The 19,688-nt window shown below is 41.0% G+C and carries 23 protein-coding genes; 21 read left to right on the forward strand and 2 right to left on the reverse strand.

The features are described from left to right. Nucleotides 1-15 precede the first annotated feature (15 nt). A complete protein-coding gene (gene flgK, locus GPDM_RS12050) occupies nucleotides 16-1,284 on the forward strand; it encodes a flagellar hook-associated protein FlgK (protein WP_008431734.1) in 1,269 nt (422 codons plus the stop codon). 27 nt (nucleotides 1,285-1,311) lie between these two features. Continuing rightward, a complete protein-coding gene (flgL, locus tag GPDM_RS12055) occupies nucleotides 1,312-2,193 on the forward strand; it encodes a flagellar hook-associated protein FlgL (RefSeq protein WP_008431735.1) in 882 nt (293 codons plus the stop codon). Between the two features lie 369 nt (nucleotides 2,194-2,562). On the opposite strand, the gene GPDM_RS12060 is transcribed toward flgL, so the two are convergent. After that, complete coding sequence (locus tag GPDM_RS12060; RefSeq protein ID WP_008431736.1) at nucleotides 2,563-3,405, reverse strand: flagellar hook-basal body protein; 843 nt, start codon at nucleotides 3,403-3,405, stop codon at nucleotides 2,563-2,565. Nucleotides 3,406-3,423: 18 nt separating this feature from the next. Continuing rightward, nucleotides 3,424-4,260, reverse strand: a complete 837-nt coding sequence (locus tag GPDM_RS12065; RefSeq protein WP_008431738.1) for a flagellar hook-basal body protein — start codon at nucleotides 4,258-4,260, stop codon at nucleotides 3,424-3,426. 387 nt (nucleotides 4,261-4,647) lie between these two features. Between GPDM_RS12065 and flgB the strand changes: the two genes are divergently transcribed. From flgB to flhB, 19 genes are all read left to right on the forward strand, one after another. Continuing rightward, complete coding sequence (gene flgB / locus GPDM_RS12070) at nucleotides 4,648-5,049, forward strand: flagellar basal body rod protein FlgB (RefSeq protein ID WP_008431740.1); 402 nt, start codon at nucleotides 4,648-4,650, stop codon at nucleotides 5,047-5,049. A 5-nt stretch (nucleotides 5,050-5,054) separates the two neighbouring features. Continuing rightward, nucleotides 5,055-5,510 (forward strand): flagellar basal body rod protein FlgC, encoded by a 456-nt coding sequence (flgC, locus tag GPDM_RS12075; RefSeq protein WP_008431742.1) that lies wholly within the window; start codon nucleotides 5,055-5,057, stop codon nucleotides 5,508-5,510. Nucleotides 5,511-5,802: 292 nt separating this feature from the next. Next, on the forward strand, nucleotides 5,803-6,099 hold the full coding sequence (gene fliE / locus GPDM_RS12080) for a flagellar hook-basal body complex protein FliE (RefSeq protein ID WP_008431744.1): 297 nt from the start codon (nucleotides 5,803-5,805) through the stop codon (nucleotides 6,097-6,099). Between the two features lie 25 nt (nucleotides 6,100-6,124). After that, nucleotides 6,125-7,765: a flagellar basal-body MS-ring/collar protein FliF gene (gene fliF / locus GPDM_RS12085; RefSeq protein ID WP_008431746.1), complete on the forward strand. Its 1,641-nt coding sequence runs from the start codon at nucleotides 6,125-6,127 to the stop codon at nucleotides 7,763-7,765. Between the two features lie 11 nt (nucleotides 7,766-7,776). Beyond that, nucleotides 7,777-8,790, forward strand: a complete 1,014-nt coding sequence (gene fliG / locus GPDM_RS12090; RefSeq protein ID WP_008431748.1) for a flagellar motor switch protein FliG — start codon at nucleotides 7,777-7,779, stop codon at nucleotides 8,788-8,790. After that, complete coding sequence (locus GPDM_RS12095; protein WP_008431750.1) at nucleotides 8,783-9,580, forward strand: FliH/SctL family protein; 798 nt, start codon at nucleotides 8,783-8,785, stop codon at nucleotides 9,578-9,580. Before fliG ends, GPDM_RS12095 begins: the two co-directional genes overlap by 8 nt. Then, nucleotides 9,561-10,877 (forward strand): flagellar protein export ATPase FliI, encoded by a 1,317-nt coding sequence (fliI, locus tag GPDM_RS12100; protein ID WP_008431752.1) that lies wholly within the window; start codon nucleotides 9,561-9,563, stop codon nucleotides 10,875-10,877. The genes GPDM_RS12095 and fliI overlap by 20 nt, the downstream gene beginning before the upstream one ends. Continuing rightward, entirely contained in the window at nucleotides 10,864-11,349 is a 486-nt protein-coding gene (gene fliJ / locus GPDM_RS12105) for a flagellar export protein FliJ (RefSeq protein ID WP_008431753.1), read from the forward strand. Before fliI ends, fliJ begins: the two co-directional genes overlap by 14 nt. 4 nt (nucleotides 11,350-11,353) lie before the next feature. After that, nucleotides 11,354-12,607 (forward strand): flagellar hook-length control protein FliK, encoded by a 1,254-nt coding sequence (locus GPDM_RS12110; protein WP_008431755.1) that lies wholly within the window; start codon nucleotides 11,354-11,356, stop codon nucleotides 12,605-12,607. A gap of 16 nt (nucleotides 12,608-12,623) precedes the next feature. Continuing rightward, nucleotides 12,624-13,055 (forward strand): flagellar hook assembly protein FlgD, encoded by a 432-nt coding sequence (gene flgD / locus GPDM_RS12115; RefSeq protein WP_008431756.1) that lies wholly within the window; start codon nucleotides 12,624-12,626, stop codon nucleotides 13,053-13,055. Between the two features lie 54 nt (nucleotides 13,056-13,109). Beyond that, nucleotides 13,110-13,877 carry a flagellar basal-body rod protein FlgF gene (gene flgF / locus GPDM_RS12120; RefSeq protein ID WP_008431759.1) on the forward strand — a complete coding sequence of 256 codons (768 nt, stop codon included), beginning with the start codon at nucleotides 13,110-13,112 and terminating at the stop codon, nucleotides 13,875-13,877. A 23-nt stretch (nucleotides 13,878-13,900) separates the two neighbouring features. Next, nucleotides 13,901-14,116 (forward strand): flagellar FlbD family protein, encoded by a 216-nt coding sequence (locus GPDM_RS12125; RefSeq protein ID WP_008431761.1) that lies wholly within the window; start codon nucleotides 13,901-13,903, stop codon nucleotides 14,114-14,116. 13 nt (nucleotides 14,117-14,129) lie between these two features. After that, nucleotides 14,130-15,113: a flagellar motor switch protein FliM gene (fliM, locus tag GPDM_RS12130; protein WP_008431763.1), complete on the forward strand. Its 984-nt coding sequence runs from the start codon at nucleotides 14,130-14,132 to the stop codon at nucleotides 15,111-15,113. Continuing rightward, nucleotides 15,103-16,158 (forward strand): flagellar motor switch phosphatase FliY, encoded by a 1,056-nt coding sequence (gene fliY, locus GPDM_RS12135; RefSeq protein ID WP_008431765.1) that lies wholly within the window; start codon nucleotides 15,103-15,105, stop codon nucleotides 16,156-16,158. The genes fliM and fliY overlap by 11 nt, the downstream gene beginning before the upstream one ends. A 26-nt stretch (nucleotides 16,159-16,184) precedes the next feature. Beyond that, nucleotides 16,185-16,817: a flagellar biosynthetic protein FliO gene (locus tag GPDM_RS12140; protein ID WP_008431767.1), complete on the forward strand. Its 633-nt coding sequence runs from the start codon at nucleotides 16,185-16,187 to the stop codon at nucleotides 16,815-16,817. After that, nucleotides 16,814-17,503, forward strand: coding sequence for a flagellar type III secretion system pore protein FliP (fliP, locus tag GPDM_RS12145; RefSeq protein ID WP_008431770.1), 690 nt, complete (start codon nucleotides 16,814-16,816; stop codon nucleotides 17,501-17,503). The genes GPDM_RS12140 and fliP overlap by 4 nt, the downstream gene beginning before the upstream one ends. Before the next feature lie 16 nt (nucleotides 17,504-17,519). Then, on the forward strand, nucleotides 17,520-17,789 hold the full coding sequence (gene fliQ / locus GPDM_RS12150; protein WP_008431772.1) for a flagellar biosynthesis protein FliQ: 270 nt from the start codon (nucleotides 17,520-17,522) through the stop codon (nucleotides 17,787-17,789). A 6-nt stretch (nucleotides 17,790-17,795) separates the two neighbouring features. Beyond that, a complete protein-coding gene (fliR, locus tag GPDM_RS12155) occupies nucleotides 17,796-18,575 on the forward strand; it encodes a flagellar biosynthetic protein FliR (protein ID WP_008431774.1) in 780 nt (259 codons plus the stop codon). Continuing rightward, the gene (gene flhB, locus GPDM_RS12160) at nucleotides 18,576-19,664 is read left to right on the forward strand and encodes a flagellar biosynthesis protein FlhB (protein WP_008431775.1); all 1,089 of its coding nucleotides are present in this window, start codon (nucleotides 18,576-18,578) and stop codon (nucleotides 19,662-19,664) included. The last annotated feature ends 24 nt before the right edge of the window (nucleotides 19,665-19,688 follow it).

A 19,688-nucleotide genomic window follows, 5' to 3' on the forward strand; every position in this document is an offset into this window, starting at 1 on the left:
GGGAGGCAAAGAACCATGGTTTCAACATTTCATGGATTAGAATTAGGAAAACGCGGCTTATCCGTTGGTCAGGCAAGCCTTTCAACGACTGGACAGAATATTGCCAACGTAAACACGAAAGGCTATTCACGTCAGCAAGTAAATTCAAGCGCCTCTCCTTCTTTAAGCGTTTGGACAGCCCAAGGCGCGAACACAGGCCAGCTTGGAACCGGCGTTACGATCGATTCAATTACCCGTGTGAGAGACCGCTTTCTCGACCAGCAATTTCGTGACCATTCCGAAACACTCGGACAATGGCAAGCAAAACAAACAACGCTAGATCGTTTAGAAACGATTGTCAACGAACCGAGTGATAGTGGGTTAAGCAGTGCAATGAATAGCTTAAATAGCGCTTGGCAAGACTTGGCAAATGAGCCGGATAGTTTATCTGCACAAGCAATTGTGAAAGAACGTGCTCAAGGGTTCGTAGAAGTAGCTCAATCGATGAACAAATCGATGACGAATTTAAAAAGTGAACTCACTCAGCAAACACAAGATGCAGTAGCTGAAGCTAATGGTTATTTAAAGCAAATCGCCGAACTCAATAAAAGCATCGTCCGCAACGGCAATCAGTCTAATGACTTGAAAGACAAACGTGACGCGCTAGTAGAAGATCTGTCGAAATTGATGGCTGTCAAAGTGGATGAAAAATCAGATGGCAGTTATTCAATTAGCCTTTCTTCAAACAAACAAGCGTTGGTTGCAGGTGAAAAAGTTTCTGAAATCGATGTGGACAGTGTAAACGCTGATCCGAAAAGTTACGGTGGTAAATTGGCCGGATTAGGCGCGTCAATGGACAGCGCAGTCCATTATCAAGACAAATTGATAAGTGTAGTTAAAAATTTTGCGCAAGCAAACACGATGACAAAAACAGGTGGCGCAGATCAAGCTTTGTTTATCGGAGATGCTGACAACTTCAACCTATCAGAGCTAAAAGTAAATTACGCAGCGAAGCCGTTAAAACAACCGGCGGCACCGGATAAACCATCAGAAGACGCACAAAGTTACTTTCGAGAACTGGTAAGTGAACTGGGCGCAGAAAGTCAGGCAGCAATTAGCTCGGTTACCAATCATGAAGCAACTCTTCAAGCAACAGAAAATCGCAGACAATCCGTAACGGGTGTTTCACTCGATGAAGAAATGGCCAACTTAGTAAAATATCAACATTCCTATAATGCCGCAGCACGGTTAGTATCAATGACGGATCAAATGCTGGATACCATTATTAACCGAATGGCGAACTGATAGCAGAAGGAACGTGGAGGGAAAAACATGAGAGTCACGCAACAGATGCTAAACCAGAATTCCATACGCAATATGAGCCAAAACTTGAGCCGCTTTGAAAAAACCAACAGTCAAGTATCGAGTGGCAAATTACTTCACCGACCGTCAGATGACCCAAACGGTGTCAGTAAAGCGATGAACTTAAAAAGCACGCTGGCAGCGAATGTTCAGTTTGAGCGCAATACTAGCGAATCAAAGTTATGGATGGACGAAACCGGTCAAAACATTGATTCAATGGTAAGTGCCATGCAACGTGTACGCGAATTAGCGATTCAAGGAAATAGTGATACGTATTCTGAACTGGATCGTCAGGCAATTGATGCTGAAATTGGAGAACTAACTGAGCAAATGCGAGGATTAGCCAATGCAAAAGTTAATGGCCGTTCATTATTCAATGGTCAAAAAACAGGGGAATCACCGTTTCCTGTAGCAGGTAATTTTGAATTTGACAGTACAGGTCTAGAAGCTCGCAAGTTTACTATCGGGGAAGGCATCAACATTAAATCGAGTGTCTTGCCAGATGAACTATTCGGAGCTTCGGATGAAGAAACAAACCTTTTCAAAACATTGGAAAGCATTTCTGCTAACTTAAAAGCTGGAAATGCCAGTGACGTATCCAAAGTTGATGCAGCAATTGACCGGTTGTTGTCGGTAGGCGCAGAAAACGGCGCACGTCAAAATCGTGTAGAAGCCGTTGAAAATCGCTTGCTTGATAGTAACTTGGAACTTCAATCGATGTTATCAAGAGTCGAAGATGTTGATTACGCAGAAGCGGTTATCAGATTAAAGAGTGAGGAAAGTGTTTACCAAGCAAGCCTCGCAGCAACATCAAAAATCATTCAACCAAGTTTAATGGACTTTTTGAGATAATGAGTGAGTAGTTTAATAAGTAGTAGTTGACTTGGATATTCCGCAAACCAACTACGCTTTCCTGCAGGCTTGCGCCGAACTAACTCGGGCTCGATGCCCGAGTGGATTTCGGCACTTCGCTATCCCGTGGGAGTCTCCGTTGGTTTGCTCCATATCCTACTAATCAAAATACAATTCGTAACTTTTTAGAAGAAAGAGTGGAAGGCGGCGACTCCTGGGGGGACAGCGCGAGCTGAAGACCCTGGACTGAGCAGAGCGAGGGAAGCGGCTGAAGCCGTGCCCCCCGGAAAGCGTCCGCCTGGAGCGATTTCTTCAACTATGAAATTAAATCAAAAAAGCAGACACCCCGCGGGGTGCCTGCTTTTTTCGTTATCCTTTAATGGTATTGACTAAGCCCATCATGTCATCTGCGTAAGAAATGGCTCTACCTTGTGATTGAAATAATCGTTGAGTGGTAATCAGTTCAGTCATTTCGTCGCTCAAATCGACATTGGACATTTCTAAAAAGTTTTGCTTAATTTGGATAGCTCCGTCATTGGGTTGGGACAAGTCGATAAACTGCAAATTGCCGTTTGCAAGTTGTTCAGCTTCTGTTCCGTTTAAGCGGAATCGATTTTCACCGATTTTCGCTAATGAATCTTGTCGGTTAATTTGTGCAACGCCCATTTGAATTTCAGTGGGTTGCTTGTCCGAATCTTTATAAGAAATCTCTAAAGTTCCTTGTCCATTCAAGCGGATGTTTTCGAAATCAGCGTCGAAAACAATTGGTTGGTTATCAGCGCCTAATACGGCATCACCGTTCGCTGTCACTAAGCCAACTTGTGTTGAATTCAAAATCGGCTGAACTTGGAAAGATCCATCTTTTGTATAAAGCGTTTCGCCATCGGATGCAATACGGAAGTAAGCAGATTCCCCTTGAACCATGAAATCTAATGGGCGACCCGTTTCTTTAATAGACCCTTGATCATTACGAACCGCAGTTTGCGAAAGAATCGCACCGGCACCGATGCGTAACCCATTAGGGGTAATGCGTCCAACTTCGTTTTTTTGTCCGACTTGTTTTTCAAGAGACAGAACGAGCGCGTCAGAGAAGCTAGCTTCTTGTCGCTTATACCCGTTGGTATTGACGTTCGCGATATTATTGCCAATCAAATCTAATTTTTTTTGCAGCTCACTCATTGTGTTGCTGGCTGTATTCATCTGGATATTCAACTTGTTAAATTCTCCTCCTTATACGCGCCCGATTTCATTGACGGCTTTTTCCATGCTGCGATCATATGCTTGAATTACTTTTTGGTTGGATTCAAATCCGCGGTATGTGGTCATCATGTCTGTCATGGTCTTTGTCAGATCCACATTCGATTGTTCCACAAATCCTTGTTTCATGAAGCTAGGTGTTCCATCAAGTAAATCGAAGTTATCGATAAATTGAGGAGAGGCTTCAGGAGCTCCCGCCCAGCGCAAAAGATTTTGGCCTTCTTTTACAAATTGTTGAGGGTTTTCAGTATAACCTACCCACAAGCGATCCCCTTGAGCACCATTCGCTAAAAGAATTTCGCCATTGTCTTGTACCGTGAAGTCAGCAGATCCGACTTGAATCGGTTGCAAGTCTTCACCTAACACAGAGAAACCATCACTCGTGGTTAGAAAACCTTGAGTATCGACAGCAAACGATCCATTTTTGGTATAGCGCACTTCGCCATCTTCTGCAGCTACCGCAAAAACCATCGAACCTTTTTGTTGGGTGTCGGGATTTGTTGGCAATAACTCATCGAGCAAGGCAATATCTGTTTGATTTCCGGTTTCTTTCAAAGGACCTTGAAGAAATGAAGGAATTCCTTCTTGCGTATACACCCCAGTAGTTAAAGTGCCGATATTATGAGGGACTATTGTACCTTTTTTGCTGTTTTCAACTGCTTTAATTAACTGTTCTGGAAAAGCACGGAAAACGGTTTGATCTTCTTTAAAACCAGGAGTATTTGCATTAGAAAGATTATTCGTCAATATTTGTTGTTGCCTGTTATTAGCCATCATTCCTGATGTAGCAGTGTATAATCCACGAAACATGTAGTTTCTTCCTTTCACAACCGAATCTTATATTTACCGCGTATCATAACATTTTAAATATAAAAAAAATAGTGATTTTTATATTAATATGGAAAAAATAGCATTAAAAATTTTAAAAAGAAAAATATACAAAATTATTGAAACATGATACTATCACTTTGATATAACATTTCCGAAAATAGTACAAAATAATTAGTTTAACCATAAAATAGATCAGTTTCATTGCAGAAATGGCAAAAATATTTAAGAGATCAAAGCTATTCCCTATCATTCTTATTAAACATTATACTAGAGAATAAGGAACTGTGATCGACAGATTTATGATCCATCTTTTCCCAGAGGTGGATTTTTATTTTAGTGATAAATGTTAAAAAAAGGAGTTTATCAATGAATATATTCCCTAAATCAATTGAATCGATGGAGCAAGCTTTATCAGCTGCGACGCTCAAACAACGCGTTCATTCGGCGAATATTGCAAATGTGGATACGGCCAATTACAAAAGTAAAAAAGTCGATTTCCAAGCAGCTTTGAATACAGCTATGTCCAATCAAAACTTGTCTAGCTACAAAACAGATAGTCGCCATGTGTCATTTAGCAACGAATCATTAATAGGCACAACACGGGTTTTGACAAACAACTCAACTCAATACAATCATAACGGCAATAATGTCGACATGGATTTAGAAATGGCCGAACTGGCAAAAAACCAATTATGGTATAACGCCGTGACGGAACGAGTCAACGGTAAACTCAACAGTCTCAGTTCAGTTATTAATGGAGGGAGATAAAAAAGATGAGCTTATTTACGGGATTTAATATTAGTTCATCGGGGCTGACAGCAAACCGGCTTCGTATGGATGTAGTATCCGCCAATATTGCCAATGCCAACACCAATCGCGCCGAATTAGTCGATGGCGAATGGATGCCTTATCGCCGAAAAACGGTGGAATTGTCTCAAAGCGGCACATCCCCTTTTTCTAATCAGTTGCAATCCGCCATTAATAGAGGAAACACGGCTGTGACGGGTGTTAAAGCATCAGGAATTAAAGAAGATCAAACGCCTTTTACATTAAGATATGACCCAGAACATCCAGATGCGGGAGAAGACGGTTATGTCCGCATGTCCAATGTCGATCCATTGCAAGAAATGGTGGATTTGATGTCAGCAACTCGCTCTTATGAAGCCAACGTTACGGCACTAAATGCTTCAAAAAGCATGTTTATGAAAGCATTGGAAATCGGGAAATAGTTCATAAATTTCATCAGTGATATTACGCAAAACAGCTGCGCTTTCGGGCTCACAGGATATGAGTCATGCAGCTGGTGCGACAGGAAGTCGCGGTATCAGCTGCCAAGGGCTTGCGCCGAACTAACTCGGGCTGATCGCCCGAGTGGATTTCTTGTATGTCGTTGCACTGCTCCCCCGAGAGTCTCCGCTGTTTTGCTTCATATCAATATTTTAATAAGAATTTAGTAATGACTTCGTGATTTATAAAATGGAAGATTATTTCAACCAACTACAGAACATTAAGGAGGCACTTATGGAGAGAATAAGTGGGATTCAAACGCCTTTTATTCAAAATCAATTGTTCAATAACGTTAAACCCGAGAACAAAGTCGAAGGATTTGGCCAGATATTTAAAGATGCGTTACAAGAAGTGAGTGCTGCACAGAACGAATCCGATAAATTGACCAATCAGTTGATAACAGGAGAAGTGCAAGACGTTCATGAAGTGATGATTGCTTCGCAAAAAGCCAGCTTGTCATTGCAAATGACAATGCAGGTACGCAACAAAGTGGTTGAAGCTTATCAAGAAGTTATGAGAATGCAAGTATGATGGAAACCGGTAGGATGTTGATGAAATGAAAGAAAAGATTTCGGTATACAAATCAAAAATGAGTGAATCATGGACCAGTTTTTCTCCTGTTACAAAGTGGTCTGTAATTGGCTCCTTTTTTCTTACTTTAATTATTCTTGGTGTCTTTGTATTTTTCAGCAATCAATCTAATTTTTCCGTATTATATTCTGATTTGACACCAGCTGAAGCCGGCGAGATTAAGACAGCCATTGAAGCACAAGCGATTCCAGTAGAAGTATCGAGTGACGGCAAGACCATTAGCGTACCCGAAGAGCATTTAGCCAATTTGAAAGTCAGTTTGGCTGCAGAAGGTATCCCGAAAAACGGCAATGTCAATTACGGTACATTTAGTGAAAATATGGGACTGGGTATGACCGATCGTCATTTTGATGTGGTTGAGCGCGACGCTATGCAAAACGAGCTGGCGTATTTGATCAAGCAAATTGATGGGGTAACCGAAGCCAATGTCATGATTACGCTTCCAAAAGAAAATATTTGGATTACAGATGAAGAACAAACTTCAACTGCTTCTATTGTAGTGAAGGGTGATTCGACGTTGCAGTTGGATCAAAAGCAGATTAATGGCTTGTACCATTTAATCAGTAAATCCGTTCCGAGTTTGCCGGCAGATCAAATTGTTATTATGGATCAAAACGGGCAAGTGTTTGAAGTGCAAGATGAAAATCAGTTAGATACTAATTTATCGGTTTATCAGCAGCACCGCGAAATCCAAAAAGGCATCGAGCAAGATATTCAACGTGAATTGCAGCAAATGCTTGGGTTATTGCTTGGGCAGGATAAAGTTGTTGTTTCCGTTATGACAAATATCGATTTTACGAAAGAAAAACGAGAAGAGCAATTGGTTGAACCAGTTGATGTTGAAAACAACAAAGGTTTGGATATTAGTGTTGAACGAATTATTGAAACCTATTCAAGTGAAGGGGTAGTTATTGAAGATGCGGCAGGAACTGGCGAAACAGAAGTTGCCAATTATCCAGGTGTCGACGGCACAGGCAATAGCGAATCTGAACGCACAGAAGAGCGGATCAATAGCGAAGTCAATCGGATCAACCGACAAATCGAAATGAGTCCTTATGTTATTGACGATATTACGATTAATGTAGGAGTAGAACCACCGATTCCTGATAATCCAGCAAGTTTATCACAAGAAAATATTACAGATATAAGTAATTTACTGAAAAACGCTGTGAGTACGTCATTGAGTATGAATGAAGTTCAAGCGACTGAGATTGAACTAGAAGATCGGATTTCTGTCTTTGCAACAGAATTCCAAGGACGTCCAGATATTGTAGAAGAAGAACCGGAAGTAACATTCTTAACGGGGATTCCAAATAATTTACTAATGGTCATTGGTGCTGCAATTGTATTGGTAATGATCATTGTAGTTGCCTTGTTATTGCTTCGCAAAAAGAAAAAAGTAGATGTAGAAGAGGAAGAATATAGCTTTGAAGGTTTTGAACAGGCATTAGCTAAATCAAATCAAGTAGAGATAGAAGAGGAAGAAATCGATTTGTCCGAGTTTAGTAGCAGGTCGAATCCTAAACGGAAAACGATTGAAAAGCTTGCCAAAGGTCGACCTGAAGACTTTACAAAATTGTTGCGGTCATGGATGGCGGATGACTAGGAGAGTGTCAAATGGTTAGAGGAATGAATGAATTGACGGGGATTCAAAAAGTGGCCATTTTATTGGTTGGCTTAGGACCTGAAGTCTCAATTGAAATATTTAAACAACTGACAGAACCCGAAATTGATCAATTGACCATGGAAATTTCGAATGTTCGAAAGTTGAGAAATAGCCAAACTGAAAGAGTCATAAATGAATTTTACGAAATGATCTTGGCACAGGATTATATGAACGAAGGCGGATTGGTTTATGCCCGCAATATCCTTGAGCAAGCGCTAGGAAAAGACAAGGCGATGGACACCATTAGCCGGTTGTCGAACCGACTTCAAGTTAAGCCATTTAACTTTGCCAGAAAAGCGGATCCTACTCAGATTTTGAACATACTTCAACATGAGCAAGCACAGACGATTGCATTGGTACTGTCCTATTTGGATGCCAAGCAGTCGTCGAAGATTTTATCTGAGTTACCGAGCGAGAAGCAGGCGGAAGTTGCAAGGCGAATTGCGTTGATGGAAAGTACATCTCCTGATGTTATTCATCAAGTGGAACAAATTTTAGAGCGCAAACTGTCAGCTACAGGGAACCAAGATTATGCAGCAACAGGTGGCGTAGAAGCAATTGTTCGCGTATTGAGTAATGTAGACCGTGGTACGGAAAAATCCATTTTGTCTGAACTTGAAAAAGACAACCCTGATCTGGTTTCAGAGATTAAAAAACGCATGTTTGTTTTCGAAGATATTGTCAATTTGGAAAGTCGCTCGGTTCAACGTATTGTGCGTGAAGTAAGTGACGCTGATTTGACGTTTGCATTGAAAGTCGCAAGCGAAGAAGTCAAAGAGGCTATTTACCGCAATATGTCTTCACGTAGATCTGAAGTGATTCGCGAAGAAATTGATGTAATGGGTCCTGTGAAGTTGAAAGATGTGGAAAATGCACAAACGAACATTGTTGGGTTGATCCGAAACATGGAAGAAAAAGGAGAAATCGATGTGTCGCGTGGAGAAGGAGAGGAAATGATTGTCTAATATCATTCGTCTTTCGAACGCTCATTCTACTGAAAAGAAAATTATCCAAACGCGAAAAATTGAAGCGAAAAAAGCAGTCTTTGCTGAAGAAGATTTTGATCCGAAAAAGCAAAGGCAACAATTGCTTCAAGAAATTCATGGATTGGAATCACGCCGCGAAGAATTGCAGGCGCAATTAATAAGCGAGCAAGAACATGCACAACAGGAAATAAATGACTGGTGGCATGAAAAACAACTCGAATCACAGCAATATGCTGAAAAACTCGGGCAAGAAGCAACACAAAAAGGATTCCAAGAAGGATTTGAAAAAGGATTGCTATTAGCTGAACAAGAAAGTGCCGAACATAGAACCGAGATGAACCGGTTGCTTGAAATGGCCTATGAAGAAAAAGCCAATATCATCCAGCAGGCAGAGCCTTTCTTATTGTCGTTAAGTGTGACGATTGCCGAAAAAGTGATTCACAATGAGTTGGGTCAGGACACACAGCAATTATTAAGCATTGTACAGCGAGCATTAAAGCAAGTAGAAGAAGCAGAAGACGTCACGATGCAAGTGTCTCCTGAAGATTACCCAATCATCATTCCCTTTTTAGAGGAATTGAAAACCTATATTAAAGCAGATTCAGAACTAAAACTAATTCCTGTAGCAAATTTAACGCCAGGTGGTTGCCGAATTCATACAGCGAGCGGTTCTTATGATGCCATGGTTGATAATCAGCTCGAAGAAATCAAAAACAAATTACTCGCTTACTGTGAGGAGAAAACCAACGATGAACTTGTGGGAAGATGAATACCTGGAATTGATGAGTGACATCGAACCAATTAAAAAACACGGCAAAGTAATTCAAGTAATTGGTTTAACCATTGAATCACGTGGCCCAAATGCAAAAATTGGTGAGCTTTGTTTGCTTTATCCAAATCGCAACGAGCCGCCGATTGAAGCAGAGGTTGTTGGGTTTAAAGAAAATAGAATTATGCTCATGCCATTACAGGATCTTTCACAAGTCGGACCAGGATGTTTGGTCGTTGCGACGGGAGGTCCACTCCAGATCAAAGTAGGGCCTTCTATTTTAGGAAAAGTTTTGGACGGAACCGGAATGCCGCTTGACGAAAGCTTATTGCCTCGAGGGTTAAAAAAGTATTCTACCAATAACGCACCACCGAATCCATTAAAACGCCCAAGAATCGATAAACCGTTAGAAGTGGGTGTTCGTGCAATTGACGGTTTGTTGACTGTTGGCCAAGGCCAACGTATCGGGGTTTTTGCCGGGAGTGGTGTTGGAAAAAGTACGTTAATGGGAATGATTGCTCGTAATACTGAAGCGGATATTAACGTAATTGCTTTAGTAGGAGAGCGTGGTCGAGAAGTGCGTGACTTTATCGAACGCGATTTGGGTCCAGAGGGACTAAAGAAATCTGTGGTCGTCGCTGCTACTTCCGATCAAACACCAATGCAGCGCATCAAGGCAGCGTTAACCGCAACAGCTATTGCAGAGTATTTTCGCGATCAAGGCAAAAATGTCATGTTAATGATGGATTCGGTTACGCGTTTTGCAATGGCGCAGCGGGAAGTGGGTCTTGCAGTAGGAGAACCGCCAACTAGTAAAGGCTACACCCCAAGTGTTTTTGCGCTACTGCCAAAGCTATTAGAGCGATCTGGTACTTCAAGCAAAGGTTCCATTACCGCTTTTTATACGGTTTTAGTCGATGGCGATGACATGAACGAACCGATTGCCGATGCGGTTCGCGGAATTTTAGATGGCCATATTGTGTTAGATCGTAAAATTGCTCAAAAAGGGCAATTTCCAGCGATCAACGTAATGGCCAGTGTAAGCCGTGTTATGCACGAAGTCGTCTCGGAGGAACATCAACTAGCGGCGCGGGACTTTAAACGCCTGTTGGCAGCTTATGAGACGTCTGAAGACCTGATCAATATCGGGGCTTATAAAAGTGGTGCTAACAAAGAAATTGATGACGCCATTCGAGCATATCCTGTGATTAAAGAATACTTGCAACAAGACATTTATGAGAAAGCCAAAATAGAAGAAAGCGTCGAGCGGCTATCAGCACAATTTGGAGGGATTTAAACTGACACAATTCAATTTTCGATTTCAAAAAATATTGGATTTAAAAGAAAATGAAAAAGGCTTTGCGCAGATCCAAATGGCTGAAGCCATGAAACAACATGAAGTAGGGCATCAGCAAAAAAGAATGATTCAGAAGAAAATATCGGATGCGGAGCAATTAAAAATAGCCAAACAGCAGAGTGGCGTCAATATTTCAGAGCTCCGAATGCTAGAAGATTATATTTATCAGCTTCAAGATCAATCGCTTTCTTCTGAAAGAGAACTAGAGTATTTGCAGAAAAAAGTTTCAGCATCTCAAGGGGTGTTGCAAGAAAAGGCTAAGGAAGAAAAAACGTGGGAAAACTTGAAACAACAAAAGTTAACTCATTTTCAAGAAGAAAACAAAGCTGTTGAACAAAACTTTTTCGACGAAATGGCAAGTACGCGGTTTTATCGCTTAACCAAAGCGAATAACTTAGCGGAAGGACTATAACGACATGGAAGCGCTAAAGCCTGTTTCTCAACAAACCATTAGCCTGTCCGCAAAAACGCCTGCTGGATCAGTTGCACCTAAAGCAATGTTTGCTTCTTTACTCGATTCATTAAGTATGGAGCCAACAATGCCTAATGCTAGCACAGAAAAAGCATCGATAGAAGAATTGATCGCAAGCTTAGAATCCCTTTTAACATCTTTAGAAGAAGTACCAGTCGAAGAGGAATCAGCTGAACAGCAGGAAATTCAGTACGCGATTTTTCAGCTGCAAGAGTTTCAAGCGGAAAACAAACAAACTGGAGTAATAGGAATTAGTCAGGCGGATGTGAAAGCATCTGGCGATTCTAGTGAAGTAGTTAAGCTGCTCGAGAAAATTCAAGAGACACTACAAACTTTAGTCGGTAAATCAACGGTGGAAACCGATAAACCTCTAGGAGTTAGCGACTTAGCACGTATCACGAAACAACTAGACGAATTAATCGGGATGCTTGAAAAACCACAGGCTGCAATAAAAGCAGCCTCATTGCTAAAAACAATGGAACAAGAAATGCCGGTTTTTTCAAGAAGTGAAGAAAACCGTTTAGTAAAAGAAATTCCTAAGCTGGTAAGTGAGCTGCTAGAACCGGTAAAAGACATTCCCAAATTAGCTGTTGAAAACAAAGAAGTTCTAAAAGAAAGTGAAGCACCCGAAATAAAGGTGGCTCAAGAACCTCCTTCTCAGCCTTTGTCTATGGCAGCAGATGCCGGTAAATCTGGAGCAACTCTTAGTAAAGCGGAAGCTACTACACAACCTGTACCAGTTGTGCGATTACCGAATCTTTTAGAAGATTTGAGTGGGATGCTGAAAAACTCAATGCGAATGGTAGAAAGCCAAGAAGGCACCAAAATGCGAGTCAATATTTTCCCGGAACATTTGGGTCACCTAGAAATTTTATTGACATCCACAAATGGCAAGTTGGCCGCTCAAATTATGGCAAGCACGCCAATGGCAAAAGAAGCGCTTGAACTCCAGTTAAATCAGCTTCGAGTTTCGCTTGTTCAACAAGGTGTAGAAGTAGAGAAAATTGAAGTGTTAGAGCAAAGTTCACAGCAAGCTTTTAGTCAGCAACAACCTCGTGAACAACAACAATTCACACAACAACAGCATGGCAAAACTACGCGCACCAACAATAGCTATTTTCAATCTGAAGATGACCTGGTTAGAGAAGCGAGAAAACCATTATCTGAAGGCTTGATGAAAGTGGATTACACCGTATAGAAGAAAGGGTGTTTAGATGAACATTTCGACAGCAACAAGTGGAATAGCTACTGCGTCAGCTTCGGCTACTAAAGAAGAACCGACAAATGCACTTGGACAAGATGCTTTTTTGAAAATTTTAGTAACTCAAATGAAACACCAAGATCCAATGGAGCCTTTGAAAGACACAGAATTTATTGGTCAAATGGCACAGTTTACAAGCTTAGAGCAATTGACTAACTTAAATAAGACGATGACGCAATTTGTTAGCAATCAAGGAAGTTCTTCATTAGCAGATTACGCGCATTTAATCGGAACATCCGTTAAATGGGAGTCAGAAACCGGATCAGGCGAAGGAATGGTCAAGGCCTTGTCTAGCAAGAACGGGGAATTGTTAGCTGAACTTGAAGGATCGGATACAAAAGTACCAATCGCTTCCATCATTCACATTGAAAAAAACGAAGGATAAGTAAATGAACAAGAAACCAGGTGATAAACCTAGTTCTTGAAAGGGGAAAATTAAATGTTACGTTCAATGTACTCAGGTGTGTCAGGTATGAAAAATTTCCAAACAAAATTAGATGTTATCGGTAACAATATCGCCAACGTCAATACTATTGGTTATAAAAAAAGCACAATCAACTTTCAAGATTTACTCAGCCAAAACATGTCGAATAGCGGCACAAACCCGATGCAAGTTGGACTTGGAACAACTACTTCTGCCATCAACGTAAATCATAACCCAGGTTCAGTTATGTCTACAGGCATTGAAACAGATTTAGCTATTATGGGGAATGGATTTTTTGTAGTACAAGATCCAGAAGCACCTGGTGCAGATGGTCAGTTTCTGACTCGTTCAGGCAGTTTTAGTGTCACAACAGCTGGGAATTTAGTTTCAGCTCAAGGGTACAACGTGTTAAATAGCGCAGGAGCACCAATCAACGTAGCGGGCTATGATTCGTTCAGCATCAATCGTTCGGGTGAAGTAGTGGGAAGACAAGCAGACGGTACAGAAACGACAATTGCATTTGTTGGGATATCCAACCCTGAAAATCCTGAAGGTTTGAAAAAAGTCGGAGGTTCTATGTACGAAGTGCCACCAAATACACCAACACAAACAGCTGCACTAGCGAATACAGAAATTGGCTCGGGTATGCTGGAAATGTCGAACGTTGACTTAACAGAAGAATTCACAGAAATGATCATTGCACAGCGTGGCTTCCAGGCAAATTCACGAACAATAACTACTTCTGATGAGATTTTACAGGAAGTTATGAACTTGAAACGTTAATAGAGGAGGCTTAGCAAATCGATATGATTCAATTAACTAGGTTAAACCGATCTGCTATCGTTTTAAACGCAATTTATATTGAACGAATAGAATCGACACCCGATACATTGGTGACGTTAACAACAGGAAAGAAACTCCATGTATTGGAAACAGTAGAGGAAGTTATGGATAAAGTAACCGTTTATTACCGGAAACTGAACATTTTACCTCGTTTGCATGAGCCGAACTTGGACGAATGAGGGGGCGAGCAAGTTGACAGATGTTTTATCAGACAAAAATATGGAAGCCATTCTTTCAACCTTAGGGGAAAAAAGTCCAAAAAGGATCGAAAAGAAAAGAAATGTACAAGCATACGATTTCAAAAAAGCTTTACGTTTCTCACAAGATCAAATTCGGACTTTGTCTCGTATTCACGAGAACTTTTCTCGTTTATTGTCCTCTTATTTTTCAGCACAACTTCGCACGTATGTCCAAGTTGGAGTGGAAGTTGTAGCGGAGATTTCTTATGAGGAGTTTGTTGAAAATGTCCAAAAAAAATCAATGTTAGGAGTTTTCGAAGCCGCACCGCTACAAGGCAGTATGGTAATGGAATTCTCTCCGAATGTGGTCCATGTGATGTTCGATCGGCTTTTAGGTGGACAAGGACATGTTTTGGAAAAAGACAGCGAATTAACGGAAATCGAAATTAGCGTTATTGAACGTGTTTTTGCTAAAGCACTTGATTGTTTTCAAGAAGCTTGGTTATCGGTAGTGAAACTGTCGCCAGAGCTTAAAGAGATTGAGGTCAACTCACAGTTTTTGACTACCTCGCCACCTAACGAAACGGTCATTCTGGTTAAGTTGCAAACAAAAATAGGAAATGTAGAAGGCGTTATTAATATTTGCTTGCCCCACGTTGTGCTAGAACAAATTTTGCCGAAGTTATCAGCAAAACATTGGTTAGCAAATCAGAAAAAAGCGATTGAAGCGCATGAAGTGGTTGCTTTAGAAGAAAAGCTTCACGGCACCAAAATGGAAATTAAAGCCGTATTGGGTCAATCCATGATTGAGTTTGGTGATTTTTTGAATTTGAAAAAAGGGGATGTGATTCGTTTGGACGAATCGTATGATTCTCCTGTAACGCTACAGGTAGATAATAAGTTGAAATTTTATGCACAGCCCGGTGTTTCAAAAGGGCGAATGGCTATACAAGTAACAGAAGTATCCGCGCAAGGAATTTTCTTCAATGACGAATAGCCAAAATTCCTTAGAAGAAATCGCGAGCTTACTGAATCAAAAAGAGACGGGGGTGACGACCATGTCAGAAAGTTCATTGACGAAAACCGAAAAAGAAGCAGTCACTGAGCTGTTGAATACTTCACTAGGCGGGTCTGCTGCTGTGTTGTCTTCACTACTTTCCGAACAGGTTTTTGTGACTTCACCAACGTTGAAGGTCAAGGAAAAAGACGAAATTTTCGCTTCTGCTACTGCACCGTTTTACGTAGCACTTGGAGAATACACGGGTGCTGCTACTGGAATGCAAATTTTAGCTGTTTCAAAAAGAGAGCTCGATGTAGCATTGGCAACGGGGCAAGACCTTACAGAAGAAGAAACTAAATTTAAAGCTGTTCAAGAACTAATTGAACAAATGTTTGTTGCAGTATCGCAATCGATGTCCACATTAATGGAAAAAGAAATAGCTCATTCTTTAACGGGCGTAGACATCGTTAACCAAGTCGAAGATTTTTCTGTAGATAATTTCACAAAAGAGCAATGGTTTACGGAATCAGAATTTCAGATAAATGTTAGCAGCAAGCAAAACATTCGCTTGCATCTATACCTGCCTGTGCTATTTGTTAAAGTTTTAGTGTCTATGTTAAATGAACAGTTTGATGAAGAAGAACAAGGAACGAAGGAGGCAGGTGAAATGCCAAAACAGTCAGCGTCAGGCTTCCAATCAGAAGAACAAAGTCCAGAAGCACCAACGGTACAAAATGTTCAATTTTCAAGCTTTGACAATACAGATGTCGCGTCTTCGGAAACGAACAACCTAAACTTGTTACTGGATATTCCACTTCAAGTTACAGTGGAATTGGGACGTACGAAACGCATGGTTAAAGACATACTGGAAATTTCACAAGGGTCTATCATAGAACTAGATAAATTAGCGGGAGAACCCGTTGATATTTTGATCAATAACAAGCTAATTGCGGTCGGAGAAGTCGTTGTCATCGATGAGAATTTCGGTGTGCGTGTAACAGATGTACTGAGCACAGCTGAACGAATTTCAAAACTGCGGTAATGACTGATAAAAGGGGTTTACTAAGAGTGAACAAATTATTTTATGTCTACATGTCGCTACTCATGGCAGTTCTACTTTTTAGTGTATTGTCGGTACCGTTATCTGCTCAAGCCAGCCCCAATGTGGTGGAATGGCTAAACAACGAAACACCGACAGAAGAAGTGCCAGCGGAGTCTGTAGAGGAAACAACTGTAAAAGAAAACAGTCTAGCAGGCATTATCGGTCAGTTAGCACTTTATACATTATTGATCGTAGTGTTGATTTATGGACTCATTAAGTTTTTAGCAGCACGTCAAAAAAATCTTCAACCCAATCAAGCAGTCAAGCTAATGGGCGGAACGCCTCTTGGCAACAACAAGTCATTGCAATTGATAAAAGTAGGTGGCCAAATCTACTTGATCGGTGTTGGTGATGAAGTTACGTTGATCAAGGAGTTTTCAGATGCAGCGGAAATTACCACCATCGAACAAGATTTTGAACAGCAGTCGTCGTTTTCCAAAAAGTTTAGAAAGAAAAAGAATTTGAAACAAAAAGAACCACATCAAGAAGGTTTAGAACAATTGTTTAGCCAAAGCTTAAACAAACAAAAGACCAAACAACAGTCATTAGAAAAAGAGTTTGGGCAAGGACTGTATGAACAGGAAGGACGTCGGTTATGATTCCGGAAATTTTATCTTCTATCAATATTCCGGGGATTGACTTTGGCGCAGAATCACCTGAAGATGTCTCCTCCACGCTCCAACTGCTGGCGTTATTAACAGTCTTATCGCTAGCGCCAGGCATTCTCATCATGATGACCAGTTTTACGCGCATTATTATCGTCTTATCATTTGTCCGAACAGGACTCGGGACACAGTCGATGCCCCCGAACCAAGTACTAGTCGGCTTAGCACTTTTTCTAACATTTTTTATTATGTCGCCTATAGTTGTGGAAATGAACGATACAGCACTCCAGCCTTATTTGGACGGAGAGATGGAACAACAGGAAGCACTAGATACAGCCGTTGTGCCGTTAAAAGAATTTATGGCGAAAAACACTCGAGAAAAAGATTTAGCCCTGTTTTTTAAATACGCAGAGCTAGAAAAACCGGATAGCATTGAAGAGATTCCACTCACTTCTTTAGTTCCGGCATTTGCCATTAGTGAGATGAAAACCGCTTTCCAGATCGGCTTTGTTATTTTTATTCCTTTTTTGATTATCGATATGGTGGTGGCGAGTACACTCATGGCGATGGGGATGATGATGTTGCCGCCAGTTATGATTTCGTTGCCATTTAAAATTCTATTGTTCGTCTTAGTGGATGGCTGGTACTTAATAATCGAATCGCTGCTGGTCAGCTTTTGACGAAAGGAAGAAAATAATGACTCCAGATATGGTGATCAAACTAGCCGAACAATCGATTTTTACTGTTATTCTTATATCTGCTCCGATGCTATTAATTGCGTTAGCGGTCGGATTATTGGTCAGTGTTTTCCAAGCCATGACGCAAATTCAAGAACAAACACTGGCGTTTATTCCAAAAATATTGGCGGTCTTCATCGCACTGGTGGTCTTTGGGCCATGGATGTTGACCTTGCTGCTAGATTACACACGAGATTTGTTTGAGCAGCTGCCAAGAATTATCGGGTAACCGGGTATGAATGAAGTTTTTGACATCCTGCCTTATTTTTTACTCATGCTTGTTCGGTTGACAAGCTTTTTCTTACTAGCTCCCGTTTTTTCTATGCGAGGTGTACCGACGCAATTTAAAGTAGGAATCGCTGCTTTTTTAGCATTTGTTGCCGTTTCGACCTTGCCAATCGGAGAAACAATTTTACTGGACTCATCTTATATATTATTAATTATTAAAGAGTTAGCAACCGGTTTGGCACTTGGCTTTACCGCAGCACTTGTGTTGTATACGGTTCAAATTGCAGGAGCGTTTATCGATTTTCAAATGGGATTCTCAATGGCAAACGTACTAGACCCACAGACAGGTGCGCAAGTACCGATTATCGGTCATTTCAAGTACATGATGGCGCTATTGTTCTTATTAACTGTAAACGGTCATCATTTGATGCTTGATGGCGTTATGCAGAGCTTGCGCGTATTTCCAGTAGAACGGTTAGCCATTTCGGTGGAAGCTGGGGATATTGCACAGTTTATGACAAGCTTATTTGTAGAAATGTTCATGATTGCACTACAAATTGCGTTGCCAATTGTAGGCGCGTTATTTTTAGTAGATATTGCGCTTGGTATTTTAGCGAAAACCGTGCCTCAGTTGAATATTTTTGCTGTTGGGTTGCCGTTGAAAATTTTTGTGGGCTTTATCATGCTTTTTCTAACCATGCCTGTGTTTTTCTATATCTTGCAGATTCTCTTTGAGAAACTCTTGGTGAGCATGGCTCAACTGATCAGTTTATTAGGAGGAACGTAAGTGGTAAAACGATATCCCTTAGATCTGCAATTTTTTGCTGGTGAGAAAACTGAAAAAGCGACGCCGCAAAAACGTCAGGAATCTAAGCGGAAGGGCCAAGTAGCGAAAAGTCCGGAAGTCGCCGCTGCTATGATTATTATTGGTGGAATCGTATTGCTGAATTCAATGGGTGGCTGGATGATGGACCGGATTTTAGCTATTTACCGCATCCATTTTACGCAATATATTTCCTGGGAAATAACACCTGCCACGATTCGAACTTTGTTTGAGCAAATGGCAATGAATGCATTTTTGTTGATGTTGCCCATCATGCTAGTTGGGATGATTTTTGGTTTTCTAGGAAACTTTATCCAAGTAGGTGCGATTTTCACGGCAGACCCCATCATGGCAAAGTTTGAACGGCTAGATCCGATAAAAGGAGCTAAGCGGATTTTCGCCCTTCGCGCTTTAGTCGAGCTGGGGAAATCGCTTTTGAAAATTGCCATCATCGGAGGTGCTGCATTCGGCGTACTCTGGGTTGGCAAAGATGAATTGTTCACCTTATCGCAGAAAAGCATTGGTTATTCATTTTCATTTATTGGCTCACTGGTTTTTCAAATGGGCTTGATTGCAGGGCTAATCTTGTTGAGTTTATCCGTCCTGGATTATATTTATCAAAAATACGAATTTGAAAAAGGCATTAAAATGTCAAAACAAGACATTAAAGATGAATACAAAAAAGCGGAAGGCGATCCGCTGATCAAATCCAAAATAAAAGACAAGCAACGCCAAATGAGTATGAACCGTATGATTCAAGATTTGCCAAGTGCAGATGTATTAATCACTAACCCTACGCATTACGCAATAGCGATTAAGTACGATGCTGAAACGATGGAGGCTCCGGTCATCATTGCGATGGGGAAAGATTACTTAGCGTTAAAGATTAAAGAAAAAGCAAAAGAATTTGGCATTGTGACGATGGAAAACAAACCTCTTGCACGAGCGCTCTATGCCCAAGTTGAAGTTGGGGACGTGGTGCCAGAAGAATTATTTTTGGCCGTGGCTGAGGTTTTAGCATATATTTACCGGTTAAAAGGAAAAGTTCGATAATAAAGGATAGAGGAGGGGACCCGC

Source organism: Planococcus donghaensis MPA1U2 (assembly GCF_000189395.1).
Taxonomy (GTDB): Bacteria; Bacillota; Bacilli; order Bacillales_A; family Planococcaceae; genus Planococcus; species Planococcus donghaensis_B.